At 52.6% G+C, this 15,478-nt stretch carries 15 protein-coding genes; 6 read left to right on the top strand and 9 right to left on the bottom strand.

The window, feature by feature from the left end:
* The first annotated feature begins 196 nt into the window (after positions 1-196).
* Both ACO2Q8_RS18995 and ACO2Q8_RS18990 read left to right on the top strand, forming a co-directional pair.
* Positions 197-532, top strand: a complete 336-nt coding sequence (locus ACO2Q8_RS18995) for a hypothetical protein (protein WP_423346425.1) — start codon at positions 197-199, stop codon at positions 530-532.
* Positions 533-650: 118 nt separating this feature from the next.
* Positions 651-1,718 carry an NADH:flavin oxidoreductase/NADH oxidase gene (locus ACO2Q8_RS18990; protein WP_423346424.1) on the top strand — a complete coding sequence of 356 codons (1,068 nt, stop codon included), beginning with the start codon at positions 651-653 and terminating at the stop codon, positions 1,716-1,718.
* Between the two features lie 28 nt (positions 1,719-1,746).
* On the opposite strand, the gene ACO2Q8_RS18985 is transcribed toward ACO2Q8_RS18990, so the two are convergent.
* The 3 genes from ACO2Q8_RS18985 to ACO2Q8_RS18975 all read right to left on the bottom strand — a co-directional run bounded on the left by ACO2Q8_RS18985 (position 1,747) and on the right by ACO2Q8_RS18975 (position 4,011).
* The gene (locus ACO2Q8_RS18985; RefSeq protein WP_423346423.1) at positions 1,747-2,232 is read right to left on the bottom strand and encodes a VOC family protein; all 486 of its coding nucleotides are present in this window, start codon (positions 2,230-2,232) and stop codon (positions 1,747-1,749) included.
* A 90-nt stretch (positions 2,233-2,322) separates the two neighbouring features.
* Positions 2,323-2,835, bottom strand: coding sequence for a DinB family protein (locus tag ACO2Q8_RS18980; RefSeq protein WP_423346422.1), 513 nt, complete (start codon positions 2,833-2,835; stop codon positions 2,323-2,325).
* A gap of 18 nt (positions 2,836-2,853) precedes the next feature.
* On the bottom strand, positions 2,854-4,011 hold the full coding sequence (locus tag ACO2Q8_RS18975) for a serine hydrolase domain-containing protein (RefSeq protein WP_423346421.1): 1,158 nt from the start codon (positions 4,009-4,011) through the stop codon (positions 2,854-2,856).
* 220 nt (positions 4,012-4,231) lie between these two features.
* Here ACO2Q8_RS18975 and ACO2Q8_RS18970 point away from each other — a divergent pair, with 220 nt between their 5' ends.
* On the top strand, positions 4,232-5,473 hold the full coding sequence (locus ACO2Q8_RS18970; RefSeq protein WP_423346420.1) for a DEAD/DEAH box helicase: 1,242 nt from the start codon (positions 4,232-4,234) through the stop codon (positions 5,471-5,473).
* A gap of 82 nt (positions 5,474-5,555) precedes the next feature.
* On the opposite strand, the gene ACO2Q8_RS18965 is transcribed toward ACO2Q8_RS18970, so the two are convergent.
* Both ACO2Q8_RS18965 and ACO2Q8_RS18960 read right to left on the bottom strand, forming a co-directional pair.
* Positions 5,556-6,626 (bottom strand): sensor histidine kinase, encoded by a 1,071-nt coding sequence (locus ACO2Q8_RS18965; RefSeq protein ID WP_423346419.1) that lies wholly within the window; start codon positions 6,624-6,626, stop codon positions 5,556-5,558.
* A gap of 137 nt (positions 6,627-6,763) precedes the next feature.
* Positions 6,764-7,840, bottom strand: a complete 1,077-nt coding sequence (locus ACO2Q8_RS18960) for a sensor histidine kinase (RefSeq protein WP_423346418.1) — start codon at positions 7,838-7,840, stop codon at positions 6,764-6,766.
* A gap of 214 nt (positions 7,841-8,054) precedes the next feature.
* Between ACO2Q8_RS18960 and ACO2Q8_RS18955 the strand changes: the two genes are divergently transcribed.
* Together ACO2Q8_RS18955 and ACO2Q8_RS18950 are read left to right on the top strand one after the other, a co-directional pair.
* Positions 8,055-8,819 (top strand): SDR family NAD(P)-dependent oxidoreductase, encoded by a 765-nt coding sequence (locus ACO2Q8_RS18955; protein ID WP_423346417.1) that lies wholly within the window; start codon positions 8,055-8,057, stop codon positions 8,817-8,819.
* A gap of 224 nt (positions 8,820-9,043) precedes the next feature.
* Positions 9,044-9,472, top strand: coding sequence for a YopX family protein (locus ACO2Q8_RS18950; RefSeq protein ID WP_423346416.1), 429 nt, complete (start codon positions 9,044-9,046; stop codon positions 9,470-9,472).
* A 104-nt stretch (positions 9,473-9,576) separates the two neighbouring features.
* On the opposite strand, the gene ACO2Q8_RS18945 is transcribed toward ACO2Q8_RS18950, so the two are convergent.
* From ACO2Q8_RS18945 to ACO2Q8_RS18930, 4 genes are all read right to left on the bottom strand, one after another.
* The gene (locus ACO2Q8_RS18945) at positions 9,577-10,926 is read right to left on the bottom strand and encodes a hypothetical protein (RefSeq protein ID WP_423346415.1); all 1,350 of its coding nucleotides are present in this window, start codon (positions 10,924-10,926) and stop codon (positions 9,577-9,579) included.
* 72 nt (positions 10,927-10,998) lie between these two features.
* Positions 10,999-12,414 (bottom strand): Dyp-type peroxidase, encoded by a 1,416-nt coding sequence (locus tag ACO2Q8_RS18940; protein ID WP_423346414.1) that lies wholly within the window; start codon positions 12,412-12,414, stop codon positions 10,999-11,001.
* Between the two features lie 12 nt (positions 12,415-12,426).
* Entirely contained in the window at positions 12,427-12,786 is a 360-nt protein-coding gene (locus tag ACO2Q8_RS18935; protein WP_423346413.1) for a hypothetical protein, read from the bottom strand.
* Positions 12,783-13,301, bottom strand: a complete 519-nt coding sequence (locus tag ACO2Q8_RS18930) for a DUF5675 family protein (protein WP_423346412.1) — start codon at positions 13,299-13,301, stop codon at positions 12,783-12,785. Before ACO2Q8_RS18930 ends, ACO2Q8_RS18935 begins: the two co-directional genes overlap by 4 nt.
* A gap of 199 nt (positions 13,302-13,500) precedes the next feature.
* Here ACO2Q8_RS18930 and ACO2Q8_RS18925 point away from each other — a divergent pair, with 199 nt between their 5' ends.
* Positions 13,501-15,468, top strand: coding sequence for a tetratricopeptide repeat-containing sensor histidine kinase (locus ACO2Q8_RS18925; protein WP_423346411.1), 1,968 nt, complete (start codon positions 13,501-13,503; stop codon positions 15,466-15,468).
* Positions 15,469-15,478 lie beyond the last annotated feature (10 nt).

Below are 15,478 nucleotides of genomic sequence, written 5' to 3'. Positions count from 1 at the left end.
GTTTGCGTCATAGACTTCAAAAGCGTTGAGGCCGCTTTCGCTTAAATATTCAATTTGTGCCTCCGGTCAGCCTGCCGAATTCACCATCGGCTGACTCATTTCCCAAACGTATTTATTCATCCGGGCAGTTGTCGTTTATTGCAGACTACAGACAAAGCGCATCCGGTTTTGGCAACTGCTCCCAACTTTCAGCACCATGAGCCGTTATTCCGTTTTATATCAGTTCCGAAAAACCTATTTCCAGCTTCCCTGCGAAACGTTAGCCGAAGCCCGTCAGACGCTGCGTCGGCTGTATACCAAAAAGAATAAAAAACCGATTGGCATCTACGATGCCAAAACCGAGCTTTTCGAGTGGGAAACTGTCCGCCAACAGCAATTTAATCGCTTAACCGTGGAGGAGCAGGGCCGACTGGGCAATGAAATGATTGCGATAGTACAGCAGTTGCGAAGTCGCGAAGAGCACGCCGGACCGTCGGCAAGCGAACTTCAGCCCGACATTCTGCAACGCCCGGTTTTCCTGTTTCACGATTGATTACCCGTGTTTCGCACCAACAGAGATCTGAAAACTCAACCGGTTTTTCGAACTCCAACCGTTTACGCTTGGTTTACAGGATACGGTTTACAGTATACCTATCCCCATTTACAACATTATGCCTGATTTATTTAGCCCACTCACCATCCGCAGCATTACGTTCAAAAACCGGATTGCGGTTTCGCCCATGTGTCAGTACTCCAGCGAAGACGGTTTTGCCAATGACTGGCACCTGGTTCATCTGGGGAGTCGGGCCGTGGGCGGAGCGGGCCTCGTGTTGACGGAAGCCATTGCGGTTTCGCCGGAAGGTCGGATTTCGCCCGACGATCTGGGCATCTGGAAAGACGAACACCTGCCGTTTCTGAAACGGATTACGGCCTTTATCGAAGCCCGGGGCGCCGTAGCGGGGACGCAACTGGCCCATGCCGGCCGGAAGGCGAGCCATACCCGGCCCTGGGATGGCGGAAAGATCATCACGCCGGAGGCTCCACGTGGTTGGCAAACGGTAAGTCCAAGTCCGGTTCCCTTTATCCCGGCCGAACCCGAGCCGCTGGAACTGGATGCAGAAGGTATTGAGAAGGTGATTGCCGACTTTACGGCTGCGGCCCGGCGGTCGCTGGAAGCCGGTTTTAAAGTGATTGAAATTCATGCCGCCCACGGCTACCTGATTCACCAGTTTCTGTCGCCCCTGAGCAATCAACGAACCGATCAGTACGGCGGTTCATTCGAAAACCGGACGCGATTTCTGCGTGAAATCATCGAGCGGATTCAAACCGTGTGGCCGGAAGAATATCCGATATTTGTGCGTGTTTCCGCTACCGACTGGACCGAAGGCGGCTGGACGCCCGACGATGCCTCGGCCCTGGCCACCCAATTGAAACAAAAAGGTGTCGACCTGATCGACTGCTCCACGGGTGGGAATGTGGCCGGTGCGAAGATTCCGATTGGACCCGGTTATCAGGTGCCATTTGCCGAAAAAATCAGGAAGGAAACCGGGATTCTGACCGGAGCCGTCGGCCTGATCACCACGCCCGAACAGGCCAATGCCATCATCGCCGACGGTCAGGCTGATCTGGTGCTGATGGCCCGAGAACTCTTGCGCGACCCGTATTTCCCGCTGCATGCCGCCCAGGCGCTTGATGCCGAAATCACCTGGCCGTCGCAGTATTTGCGGGCGAAGCGCTAAAAACCGGTCGGATACGCAGGTTTGGAAGTCAGGCCGATTCCTGCAACAGCACTTCCAGATCCAGCGGCCGGGTGTACATTTCCAGCGAACCATCCGGTTTTTGCGGCCATTGCTCACGCGGCCGGTCCCAGTACAGTTCGACACCGTTCTGGTCAGGATCGTTCAGGTAGATGGCTTCCGAAACACCGTGGTCCGAAGCCCCGGTGATGCCGTAATTCGCTTCGACCAACCGGCGAAAGGCGACCGACAAATCCCGGCGCGTAGGGTACAGAATGGCCGTATGAAACAAGCCCGCGCTCCGAACCGGGGCCGGGGGCGCATCCTTGCTGTACCAGGTGTTCAGCCCGATGTGGTGGTGGTACCCCCCCGCCGAAATAAAGGCGGCATCTTTGCCATATGTGGTGACCAGCGTAAACCCGAGCAGGTCGCAGTAGAACGCCAGCGCCCGCTCCAGGTTCGAAACCTTCAAATGAACATGGCCGATGCGTGTATTATCCGGTATGGTGTAAGCCATAAGGAGTTAAGAGTTAAGAGTTATGAGTTAAAACTTCCAATATCCAGTAGCAAGCAGCCGCTCTGCGGCATCTAGTAGCCAGCATCCAGTTTATCCAGCCTCCACCACCCGGGCGGTGACGAGGAGTTGGCCGAGGTGCCGCTGGGTGTGTTCGGCGGCATGGAACAGCAGACCGAGAACCGTGGAAGGCAGTTGCGCCCGGCCAATGCCCCGGAAGTCCGTCAGCGTTTGCTCGTCGGTGGCTTTCAATTGGTCGAGAGCTTTGTCCACCTGTTCATGAAACCGATTGAGCAAATCCTGAACCGGCGTTTCGGATTCGAACGGTTTTCCTTCGGCCGCCAGCCAGTCGCGCTGGGGTTGGGAGAGGGGTTCAGCGCGGGCGTAGGTAAACAGCCGGTCGAGTACGCCGGTCAGGTGCTGCAAATGGAAGCCGACGGAAGCCACGCCCGCCGGTTTTTGCCAGAGTTGATCGGCCGGAAAATGCGTCAGGGCTTCACTGAGTTCCTCGCGGGCCTGTAACAAAGCGTGAGCGACGGGTTGCAGCAGGAGCGGAATGCCGTCGATGGGCCCGCGTTGCCAGACTTCCAGTTTGGGTGTAGACATGAGTAAAGCGGTATTGGGTTAGTTCATAGCGGCCAGGACGCGCCGGATCAACTCGTCCGGATTGCCGTCGTGCCAGCGCCAGACGATCACCAGATCGTGTTCCGGATCGATCCAGATGAGGTTGGAACCCGCTCCGATGGCGGCAAAACTCGTGGCTGGTGCGCTCGGCCAGGCTTTCTGTTCGGTGTTGAGCCACCACAAGTAGCCATAATCCGGCCCAACCGGTCCCCGCTGAACCGACTCTTTGAGCCAGTTGGCCGACAGGAGTTGCTTGTCCTGCCAACGGCCGTTTCGCAGCACCAGGTAACCAAACCGGGCTTCGTCGCGGGTGCTGATCCAGAGACCACCGCCCCAGCGCGTGCCGCCACTGACCGACGACATCATCTTGCCGTCGATGTTGACCCGGGCATTCGGGTAGCCAACATAGTGCCAGGTGTGCGACGCGCCAATGGGGTCCATAATTTCGTCTTTCAGCACGTTCGGCAGCGGTTTTTTCCACAAGCGAAGCAGCGACAGGGCCAGCCGGTTGACCCGCACGTCGTTGTATTCGTAAAACGTACCCGGCGACTGCACGGTGCGCGGTTTGCGTTCTCCGCGCCCGTAGGCTTCCTTACCGACAAAATCGTGCTTTTTGCCCCACAATTCACCTTCCCATTCGCTCGTTTGCCGGAGGTGATGTTCCCAGGTGATGGGGCGGTTTTGGTCGGAGTCATAACCACCGTCCTGAATGGATTTCGCCACCGGATCGTGTACATCCCGGATCAGGCCCCGGTCGAGAGTCAGACCCACGAGGGTTGACAGGAAACTTTTGGCTACGCTGTACGTTGGATCGGGCCGGTCGGTTTCACCCCATTCAGCCACGATGTAACCATGCCGGAGAATCAGGCCGTTCGTCCGGGCGCGGTCGGCGGGAATGGGGCCGAGAAGGCTGCCGAAGATCTCCTCCTGGGTCGAAAAATCGGGCGGCATCTGTTTCGTTTCCTGTTGTTGAGCGAAAGTCACGGCCTGCTTCAACCGGTCCGCATTCATGCCGACCTGCTCCGGCAGGCGGGTTTCCCAGGCTGGGCCGGGGGGCGGATAATAGGGGTTTTGCGCAGAAACCGAAACCGTAGCCCAGAAGGCCAGCGAAAGGGAAAACCAAAGGGCAAAAACCGGCGTATTGTTGAAACGGATCATATGGAAAGCTATTTCGAACCGGTTCGGGGGCGTCGCGCTGAATCGAGTCGGATAAATCGGCAAAATAAACGAATCAGACGAAAACCGGAAGCCCCTTCACTGGTAAAATCGAAGGACGGTTTATCTCGCTAAATCCGGCCGGGCACGGAAAGAATTTGCTTAAATTCACGTATTGTTGTTATATTGACCAAAATCTATCTAAAACCTACAGAAATTAAACTTGAAATTCTCAGACTTTGGCTTCGATGATCGATTAATGGAAGGGATCGATGCCATGAATTACGATACCCCCACACTTGTTCAGGAAAAGGTAATTCCGCTCATTCTGGAAGGAAAAGACCTTATCGTTTCGGCCCAGACGGGTACGGGCAAAACCGCTTCCTACCTGCTTCCGATCCTGAATAAGATTACCACTGCCGGGCCCGATGATCACATCAAAGCGCTGGTGATCGTCCCGACCCGCGAACTGGCCATTCAGATTTCGCAAAACCTCGAAGGCTTCTCGTACTTCACCTCCGTCAGCTCGATTGCGGTGTACGGCGGGGGCGACGGCGCTTCTTACAGCACGGAACGCCAGGCGCTGTCGGTCGGGGCCGACATTGTGATTTGCACGCCAGGCCGGATGATTAGCCACCTCAACATGGGGTACGCCAAAATCGACAAGTTGCAGTACCTGGTGCTGGATGAAGCCGACCGGATGCTCGACATGGGTTTTTATGGCGACATTGTCAAAATCATCTCGTTTTTGCCGACTAACCGGCAAAGCCTGTTGTTGTCGGCCACGATGCCGCCCAAAATTCGGGAGCTGGCCCGGAAAATCCTGCGGTCGCCGGAAGAGATCACTCTCTCGCTTTCCAAACCGCCCGCCAAGATTGTGCAGGAAGCGTTTGTGGTTTACCAGAAACAGAAGATTGCGCTGGTGAAGTACCTGCTGAAAGAGCATAATTTTCCGTCGGTGCTGATTTTCTGTTCGCGTAAAGAAAACGTCAAGCAGTTGGCCCGGGAGTTGAAACAGGCCGGTTTTGCCGCCGAGCCGATTCACTCGGATCTGGAACAAGCCGAGCGGGAACAGGCGTTGCTGGCCTTCCGAAGTCGGAAACTCAACATTCTGGTCGCGACCGACATTCTCTCGCGCGGGATCGACATCGACAACATCGACCTGGTCATCAACTACGATGTGCCGCACGACGGGGAGGATTATGTTCACCGGATTGGTCGCACGGCCCGGGCCGAAACCACCGGAATTGCTTATACGTTCATCAGCGAAACCGAGCAACGCAAGTTTGCCGCCATCGAACGCCTAATCGGCACACCGGTCACGAAAGTCTCGCTCCCGGCGCACCTGGGCGAAACGATGGAATACAACCCCGGCAAAGGCATTGCGAATGCCCAGCGCAAACGCCGGATGAACGCCAAAAAACGCCCCTCTCATCGGAAAAAAGGCAGCAATCCTGAAAAATGAAGAGTTAAGAATGAAGAGTTAAGAGTTGGCTGACGCATTCTATTCCTGCGGAGCTAACTCATCACTCTTCATTCTTAACTCATCACTCTTTTTTCGGTTCCATCAGCGGCAGGGCGACGGTAAAATGCTCGGAGTCGGCGGTTACGATGGGGTCGTTTTGGGCAAGCAGGCGGTATTTAGCTGCGATGTTGGTCAGACCAACCTGATTCGATGCGATTCGGCCGGTTTTTTGCTGGCGATTGTTACGGACCACCAGACGGCCTACTTTGGTGGTTTTGATTTCGATCAGCAACGGTTTGTTGGGGTGAATCACGTTGTGCTTCACGGCGTTTTCGACCAGCATCTGCAGCGTCAAGGGCGGGAGCAGGTATTGTTCGAACAGCTGGGCTACCTGGATGTCCAACTGAATACCGGCCCCATACCGGGTTTTCAGCAAATGGAAATACGACTGAATAAAGGTCAGTTCGGTTGCCAGCGTCGTCAGTTCACCTTCGTTGGTCTGGAGCAAATACCGGTACACTTTCGCCATCTCATCCACAAATTCTTCGGCCCGATCAGGTTCGTCGGCAATCAGCGACGACAGCGAGTTCAGGCTGTTGAACAGAAAGTGCGGATTGACCTGGCTTTTTAGACTCTCGTACTGACTTTGCAGGTTAATTTTCTTCAACTGTTCTTTTTCCAGGGTATTTTCCCGCCAGCGATTGAGGGAGTAAACGCTTTCGTCGATTCCGACCGAGACCAGGTTGGCAATCAAATTTATGGCGAGAATACGGCTGGTTGCTTCGGGGTTGTGCTGGTAGCCAAACAGGTGAAATGTATCGTAAAGGTAAATGCCGCCCAAAATAAAAAAAGGCGTCACCAATATGAAAACAAGTAGTAACCGCCAGACTCGTTGCCAGGTCTGGCCCAGGTTCGGATACCGGCTGACAACAAACTGGGTCAACTGATCGAGGGTCAGCAGACAAAAACTGGCAATGATCAGATTCATCAATGTTGCCAGTGCAAATGTACTTATGTCCGAAAGATACCGGTCGCCGACTACCCAATACGAGATTATCGGAATAAACCAGGGAAACAACAGCAGGAAGTGCCATTGGCTTTGCTTCCGCAACCGGGGAAATCGTTGAAGTAAGTTTCGTAAAGCGGATCTCATGGAACGACTGTCTCCTTAAAGCTAGGGGTTTTGGCACACGTAGATGCGGGCAAACGGTTTAACTGCCAAATTCCAGGGTTGAATTGATGCTAAAAAGCCATGAAGCGGGATTTTTCTGGCTACTTCCTGGTACATCACTAACTAGTCTGTTGCCGCAGGTAGGTGGGAAGTAACGGCAGTGAAACCTCGAACTGAGTATCGGTTTCGGTCACCTGTACATCCTGCTGACTCCATTGACGGTATTTTGTCATGAGCGTGGCCAGCCGGGTCTGCGATAAATCCATACGGACGGGTTTGCGCTGTAAGGAATTCCGGACGACCAACCGGTTTTCCGGCGTGGTTTCGATCCGGATTTGTAACGGTTTGGCAGCACTCATGCTGTTATGTTTGATGGCATTGTCGATCAACGTCTGGAGGGTTAACGGAGGAAGCAGGTGATCTCCCAAAACCGCATTGACAGCTAGTTCGACACGCAGACTTGCCCCATACCGAGTTTGGAGCAGGTCGGAATAGCTGGTTATGAAATCAAGTTCCTGCTGAAGCGAGACGTGTTGGTGCGTATTTGCCTGAAGCAGATACCGGTATACTTTTGAGAGCTGGTCGACAAACGCTTCGGCTCGCTGCTGGTCTTCGCCGATCAGCGAGGAGAGGGAGGTCAGGCTATTAAACAGAAAATGCGGATTAATCTTCATTTTAAGGGTATCAAGCTGGTGCTGAAGCGTGGCTTGTCGCAGCAACTCGTTTTCGGTTTGGTCGAGATACCATTGACGATAGGTATAAAAGGCATTCAGGGCGACACAGAAACAGAGATCGAAAACCAGGCCCAGGACCAGAATGGGTTGAACGGTTTTCCAGGAAAACGGAACGCCCAGATCCGGAAAAAGACTGTAAGTGTACACATCCAGCCCGGCCAACCCGACTGTCAGCAACCCAACCAGCGCCACCATCACCAGCGTCCGGAGCGTCGATTGGTGAGCCCCCGGATACCGGCGAATGACTCCACGGACCGCCAGGGTCAACGTAATAACCGAAAACCAGTACAGAACAAAGATAAGAGCCGTCCCCAGCAGAAATGTATCTCCTTCTTCGAAATAACGGGGACCGATAAAGTAGTAGTTACCAATTGGAAACAGCACGGGCATCATCAACAGATGGTACCCAAGTTCCCAGCGGGAAAAGAACGAAGTAAGTCGTCGGAGAGACGGGTGAATCATGAGCAAGGCCATCAAGAGGCCAAACGTTCAAAGTTTTCCTAAAGTTACGGTTTTTGAACGATATCGGGATGCAAAGAGAAAGTATACCTGCTCACCGTGACACTGCAAAGAGCAGAATTGTGTAACCGAAAGCCCTGTTTTGCACGAAACGTTGTCAAAGTTTTCAAATTTGGAACATCTTTGTGCCAGTTGTTTCCGCCAATTGTTTTATTTCATGAATTTCCAAACCCAGACTGCTGTTGTAACCGGTGCGGGGATCGGCATTGGATTCGCCATTGCCCGCGAACTGGCCCGGCAGGGCGCATCTGTTCTGCTCAATGACCTTGACGAATCCCTGGCCGAGCGGGCAGCCGCAGCCATCCGGCAGGAGGGTGGCCGTTGCGTGGCCTGTGCGGGCGATGTTTCCGACGTGACGTTCATCCAGAAGCTGGTCGACCGGGCCGTCGCTGAATTCGGTAAATTAACCATCGTAGTGGCCAATGCCGGGATTACCATTTTTGGCGATTTTTTTGACTATCAGCCCGATGCTTTCCAGAAAGTGGTTGATCTGAACCTGCGGGGTAGTTTTTTTCTGACCCAGTTGGCTACCCGGCAGATGCGCACCCAGCGTGAAGGTGGTAGTATTCTGTTGATGTCGTCGGTCGTGGGCCATCAGGCACATCCGGGTCTGGCGGCTTACGCCATGACGAAAGCCGCCTTGGAGATGTTAGCCAAAAATCTGGTGCTGGATTTGTCGCCGTATGGGATCAATATCAACGCGGTAGCTCCCGGCGCGACACAAACCGAACGGACCCTGGACGATCCGACCTACGTGCCAATCTGGTCGCGCATCACGCCAATGGGCCGCCCGGCGACCGTCGAGGATATTGCGAATGCCGCCCTGTTTCTGGTGGCTCCCCAGTCAAGGCATATCACGGGCCAGAGTCTGGTTGTCGATGGCGGCTGGACGGCCGTCAGCCCTCCGCCGGTAGCCGAATAAACTCAAAAACAGCCAACGGGCCGGTTTTAGGTGCCCGGATACCAATGCCCAAAAACCGTTTGTGTATATCCGTTTATTGGGCTAAGCCAATTAACCGTAAATCTTATGTCGTTAACTTAAAAGTTTTAGAAATCCGATAAAAAGGTACTTTCCGGTTTTAAATCTTTCGATTTATAACATATATTTGCTAGTATCTATAGTATAACTAAAATAGGGTTAAGTTTATGCAACCTCTTCAATCGCGCATCTGGGACGGTCAGAAAATGCACTACCTGACCGGACTACCCTTAACCACAGAACCTTTTCTGACCATCTGGTTGCAGGATGCTCTGGCGCTGGCCAGCCAGTTCCCGGAAACGGACGAGTTGACGCAGACCAACAGCGCTTCCTGGCGGTTGATGCGCACCATCGGTCAACCGGATCAGCTGGGAACGTTGTTGTACGAAAATGACTTGGTCGAGTGGGACGGTCGTATCTTCGAGATTGCGTGGTCGAGCCAGCGGTGTGGGTACGCCCTGTTTCAGCCTTTCGGAACCGGCGGTTTTCCGGCGTTTTCGCTTAGTGCTCCGCACGCCCGCCAACTGCGGGTTCTGGGCAACCGGTTTGAAACGCCCCAGTTGATGGAACGGCGGTTTTTGCGGCAGGCAGCATGATGAGAACCTGCTAAATGGACTTTGGTCTTTCCCGTTCGAAAAAGGCCATAAGATCAAATCTTATAGCCTTTTTCGAACGGGAAGTAGAATTGGAAATATTTGAGCTAATTGCGTTCAACACGATTGGTGATGTTGTATGAGATTCCCAGAAAAAGGGAGGGTCTCAAGACTTTTTCAGTTAAGTCGTCAATTTTTGTTGAATCAATGGGATAGTCGTCTCCCCGGATATAGCCTGCTTTTAACCGGTTGACTTGTAGGAAACTGACACCACCATTAATCATAAGACGCTCTGTTTTTCCCAGAACAAGAGAACCGCCCAGGTAATACGCTGCTGTGAGTGCGTTTTCTTCCTTGAACCCTGCGCCAACTCCCATCATGATTCCGGCGGCATAACTCTTGCCGGTACGCTGGTAAGCATGAAGCATGGCGGCCACGCCCGGGCGCAGGAAATTGGAGTTTGCGCCCCGGGTCAAGGCTCCCTTTCCATCTGACGTTGGCTTTAAATAATACCGTTCATCCCTGGCTTCGTATCCCACGGAAAAATTTGATCCTACGCTGAAATCGGCTTTCCAGCCTTTTCGAACGGGAATTTCTACGTTTACTTCTTTTGATGCTTCATGTGGCAGTAAAGCATTGGTTTGATCAGGCTCGATGGAAATGGTAAAAGCCAGGTAATCGCCTTCTGCTTGGATTGCCGGTGAGATGACTGAAAAGTTTTTGGGATCCAGCAGGGCATTTTGCAGGAGGTCGACATCTTCAATCAACTTGATCAAATCTTCCTCATCCACATCATGATACCCTTCTTCAAATCGTTCGAGAGCGCTTTCAATACGTTCGTCATCGTCGGTGGATGGCGTACTTTTAGCCGCCTGTTTAGCCGCTTCATACTGCATTTCTGCTTTTTGGTAAGCGTCCATAAAACCCTGGACGTGAGCCTGCATAACCGGGACAGTGAATCGAGTCGGCAATGTACCAAGCATTGTACTGTGATTACGCCAATTCTGTTTGGCAATCGAAATAAGAGTAGCTCTTCGGTATTTTATTGACCGAACCGCATTGGCTTCAACCACAAACAAACTGCATAGCCTCACCAACTCATCCATGACTACTCGAAAGTTTCCGGCGGTAGCGACCTTTAACTTATCCATATCATTTTTAGCCGCTTCTGCTTTCGAGGCTCCTTCTGTTGCTTTTGAAGCCGATTGTGTAGGTTCAGGTAACCGGAATAAGGTCTGTAGTTCGGTTGGAATAGGCGTGACATAGGTGATGTTTGAGCCTTTAATTGTTACTTTATAGCGAAAGGTGTTAACATTATTTACCGTAAACTTGACCATTTCGCCGGTTTTTTGGGCGTTCAAATTGTCAACTATGCCTGTTTCGAAGTCAAATCGTTGACCATAGGCCAGCCGCATACTCACAGTTGCGACAAGGAATAAAGTTAAAAAGGGTTTCATGATAGGTCGGATTAAGGGGACATACTTTTTATTTGTGCTGGTCAAAGGCCTTCGTTCTGTCGATACCGGTTATTATAATCGATCGACGTTTTCCAAAAAATTCATGCTGGGGGCAAAGAAGTACTCTCCGCCTTTCATATGCACAAATTGGCCGAAGGCAGCGGATTTCAGGGTGCTGAGGTCCCCATATTTTGTGGCATAAGTACCCTCTACTCGGGGTAAACCCTGACCAATAATTGGATCCAAACCATCCAGTTTTTGGGGGTCAAAATTTGGAAATTTCGAATTGTTGGCCCAGGACTTCTGTATGAATTCAAATTGATTTTCAATACTGGCCTGGTAGCTCATGAACAGCAAGCCTACTCCTTTCTCGGGTTTGTTATAGATCTGACCGTCGCTCGGGTCGTCGGTGCGGGTGCCAAACGGGATGCCCCGCCGGGCCATCATATGCGTTTTAGCCTGGGAAACCCCACCCGGCACGTCCGAGCGTGGGTTGGTTTTTCGGGTGTGGCCGTGGAAAGGACACTTTGAGTTTTCGCTTTTTGTGTAATCAAAATTGTTCCAAACGGCCCCGTGAATCATTCCTTCGCGGTCACTCATTTCAATTGGTGTCCCATCTTCAAATCGGCCGACCAGCATAGCTCCGGCTCGTTCCCTGGCCTCATTCGTCAGCCCCAGTAGGTCGGCCAGCGCGCTTTCGGCCAGCTTGAAACCCTTCACATCCTGCTCCAGTTTTCGGAAAACGAAGTAGCTGCCAAACGCGCTGGCATTAGTCTGGTCAGCAAAAGGGTCTTTTACCAACACTAATTCCTTTTCGGCACTGGGGTTGAATTTAAAATCGGCCGCTGCCTTGATGTTGTTGGCGGCTTTGTAGGCATCCAGTTCATCTGTAAAAAACAGGGGCTGAGAGACTCCATCGACGTAGCCGAAGTGTTCGATTCCGGCCCCTTCGGCATTAAATAGCGCTTCGCCCCGTTCCAAGGTGGTGATGCGTCCGAAATCCCGGATAGACTCCCCGACCCGTTCAATGGCCTCCGTCAGGGCATCGGGATTTGCGTGGGCTAGTAACAACATGAAGTGGTTATCGGCCTGATGACCAATTTCCCACTCTGATGGACCTGGGTCATTAAGCTGGGCTTTCTTCATTCCCTGCTGAAAAGAGTTGTCCGAAAACCGGTTTTTGGCTCCTGTACCGAACAGGTACTCATACCCAGCCGCGCTGATGTGAACACAGGCAAATAAGCCGGTATCGACTTGCCCTTTGCTTTCTTTGAACAGGATGTTATTCCGCAACTGCTCATAACCGGAGTGAACAATGGCTTCTTTGCCGGTTACCAGGCTTTTTAACCAGGCTTTCGCTTCCGGAACCTGACCGGCATAGCCAAGGATAAACAAATTAGCCGTATGATGCCGACCGTGGGCTTTGAGAATGTTGCCCTGAATGCCTTCAAACAGGGGGCGGTTTTGCGGATCGAGTGGGTTTAACATGGGGAGTTTGATTTATTTTTTAGGTAAAACTTTAGTCAATACACCTTCTATAAAATCAGTTCCGGCGTACCCGGCGGCAATAATCGCGAGTTGGACTTCCTTCGTAAATTCGCCATCCGGGCGGCCCAGATTCGCCAAACAACCGGCGACGAAGCCGATAAACAGCGACAGCCAGAGTTGCCGGACATCAAAGTGGTTGTCGAAGGCGGTTTTGGCGTCTGCGGTACTGGTGGAGGCTTCCGCAGTGGCTTCTTCGCGCAATTTTTTCAAGCCGACAATGACCCGAATGCCCTGCCCAATCAGGCCGAGCAGTCCGCTCAGCAGAAGGTTGATCAGAATACATTCGGCCGAGGTACATTCAGCGTTCATCATTTTAGGAGATTAGAGGTTGATACCAGATGGTTACGGTGGGGAATTCGATGCGGCTCAGGGACCAGGTCCGGCATCACGGGCCTGTGTCCGCTGATTTCAATGAATATTTTTTCTTTTTTGGCGGTTTTGTTCAGCAATTTCATCAAGCTGTTCAGGGTGGCTCTCGAATTGCCGACCCGATTGGGGAGGATGCCGGAACCCACCAGCAGACAGCCTTCCGTGTGGGCCGCTACGTTGCCGCTGTGAATCCGGATTCCCTCAAAACCTGGTACGTTCAGGAGTAGCGGCAACTGCTTTTGAAACCGTTCCGAAAAACTAAGGATGATTTCGTACCTCCCTGTGGGGATGGCGGTTTTCCCGAAGACCTTGTTTGCCAGTAACTCGGAGTGGCTCATGGCGCTGTGCAGCCCACGCTCCCGGTCTTCCAGAACAAAACAGAAAAAATGCCCGTCGATCGAGAGCGCGCCCAGGGTCGACTGATCACTGAAATCCTTCCGAATCAGGCTGAGGTTCATGGGAATTAATTCCGTTAAGAAAGGTTTTGAATCACTAGGGTCGGACGAACGTTTCCGGCCGTTGACTAACCCAAAGGTCGATAAGCCATGCTTGTTACCAAATCCTTGATTCTGACGATTTTGTATCCTGTAATTTGAGGATATTTACCTGATTGAAAATAGGTTCATCTTGCGTAAGTTTGTTCCAAACCGGTTTCCTATGAAAAAACTTCTGCTTTTTTGCTGTTTACTGGCGGGAACGGGATCGGCGCTGGCGGGCGAAATTGATAGCCTGAAGCGGGAATTGAGTGCGTTTCGAATTAAGCCTGAAGGCCCTGCCCGCGACTCACTCCGCTGCCAGATTTTGATGGGACTCATGCGGGCTTACATGGATGTCGACGTTGATTCAGCCGAGTATTATAACCAGTTGTTACGCACATTTTGCCAGATGGCCAAACGGCCGAATGAACTAATTTATGCGTACCAATACAAGGGCTATCTGTATCAGGTTCGGGGCGATTATCACCAGAGTGTCTGGCACTATTTCAAAGCCCTCACGCTGGCAGATTCACTGGACCGCTACGCCCGGATGGCGGGATCGCACCGGGGACTGGCCCATGCCTACGCGAGTCTGAAGCAATTCGACAAAGCGAAACACCACATTTTGGAAGGGTTACGAATGCTCCGGAAAGAATCGGATGCCAACGTCGAACTGGGCATTCTGAACGTTCAGGGAGCCATGTACCGGGAACAGGGAAAACTGGCCGAAGCCCTGGCGGTTAACCAGCGGATGTATTCCCTGGCCCGGCGCGAAGGCGAAACCTGGTACGAATCGCACGGCTTACACGCGATCGGTTGGGTTTACATGGAAATGGGCGACCTGACTACTGCACTCCGTTGCTACGAACAGGCCCTGTCGCTGTGCCGACAAATCGGCAGTATCGACCTGGAAGGCAGCATTCTGCTCCATATTGTTGACGTATACGTCCGACGTCAGAAATGGAAAGTGGCGTTGCGGTATTGTTATCGGGCCCGCCAGACCGCCCGTCAGGTCAAAAACAGTAGCTTGGTGGCGGAAGCCGAAGAAAAATTATACCGGATTTTCCGCCAAACCAACCAGCCCGCCCCTGCCCTGGAAGCGTACGAAAATTTTGTGAACCTGAAAGACAGTTTGTCGAGGGAGAAAAACCAACACCGGATTGAAACGCTTCAGGCCCAGTATGATAATGAGCAGAAAACCAATGCCTTGCAGGCCGAACGGATGAGTCGGCTGGCCGAGCGGAACCGAAGCCTGCAACTTGCAAAAACCCGTGATGGCCTGTTTCTGGGCATCGTCGTGGTGGTGCTGATTGTCGCCCTGCTTTTCTGGAATAACCGGCGGTTGCAGGCCAAGAACCGGCAGATCAACCGGCAACGGGTCTTGTTGGAAATGGCCCGGAAAGAACTGGCCGATGTGAACAAAAACCTGGAAAACCGGGTGGAAGAACGCACCCGGGAGCTTGTGAAAGCCAATCAGGAATTGATCCGGAAGAATGAGGAAATTAAACAGGCTCACTACCGGGGGCAAACGGTTGAGCGCAAACGTGTTGCGCTCGAATTGCATGACAATCTGAGCAGCCTGCTGAGCGCGGTAAGCATGAGCATGCAATCGATTAATCCGAAAAACCTCACGGAACCGGAGCAATCGGTCTACCAAACCGTTCGGCAACTGATTCAAAACGCCTATGCCGAAGTCCGGAATATTTCGCACAACATTCTGCCCGCCGAACTCGAACGGGAAGGACTGACCCGCACCTTGAGCACGCTGGTCGACAAACTAAACCAAAGTTCCCCCTTGCAAATTTCGCTGACCATCACCGGTTTGCAGGAACGGCTGCCCATCGAAATCGAATTCAACCTTTACAGCATTACGCTGGAATTACTTAACAACGTCATCAAACACGCCCAGGCTACTACGGTCGGCATAAGCCTGTTCCGGACCGATGCCGGGGTCGACCTGACGGTCACCGACGATGGCATCGGGCTGCAACCCAGTCAGGCCAAACGGGGTATCGGGTTGCAGAACATTCAGACCCGGCTGGACGCCCTCGGCGGTACCTTCAACACGGTTTTACCCAGTGAAAAGGGCACCTGGATACTTATAAAAATTCCCATTGAAACCGTGAGGATCAATGGGAATCTTCCATAAAGCGATTTCA

Source organism: Larkinella sp. VNQ87 (assembly GCF_049445795.1).
In the GTDB taxonomy this organism is placed as follows: domain Bacteria; phylum Bacteroidota; class Bacteroidia; order Cytophagales; family Spirosomataceae; genus Larkinella.
Note: the sequence above shows the minus strand (reverse complement) of the source record. Positions and strands in the feature narration are given on the sequence as shown.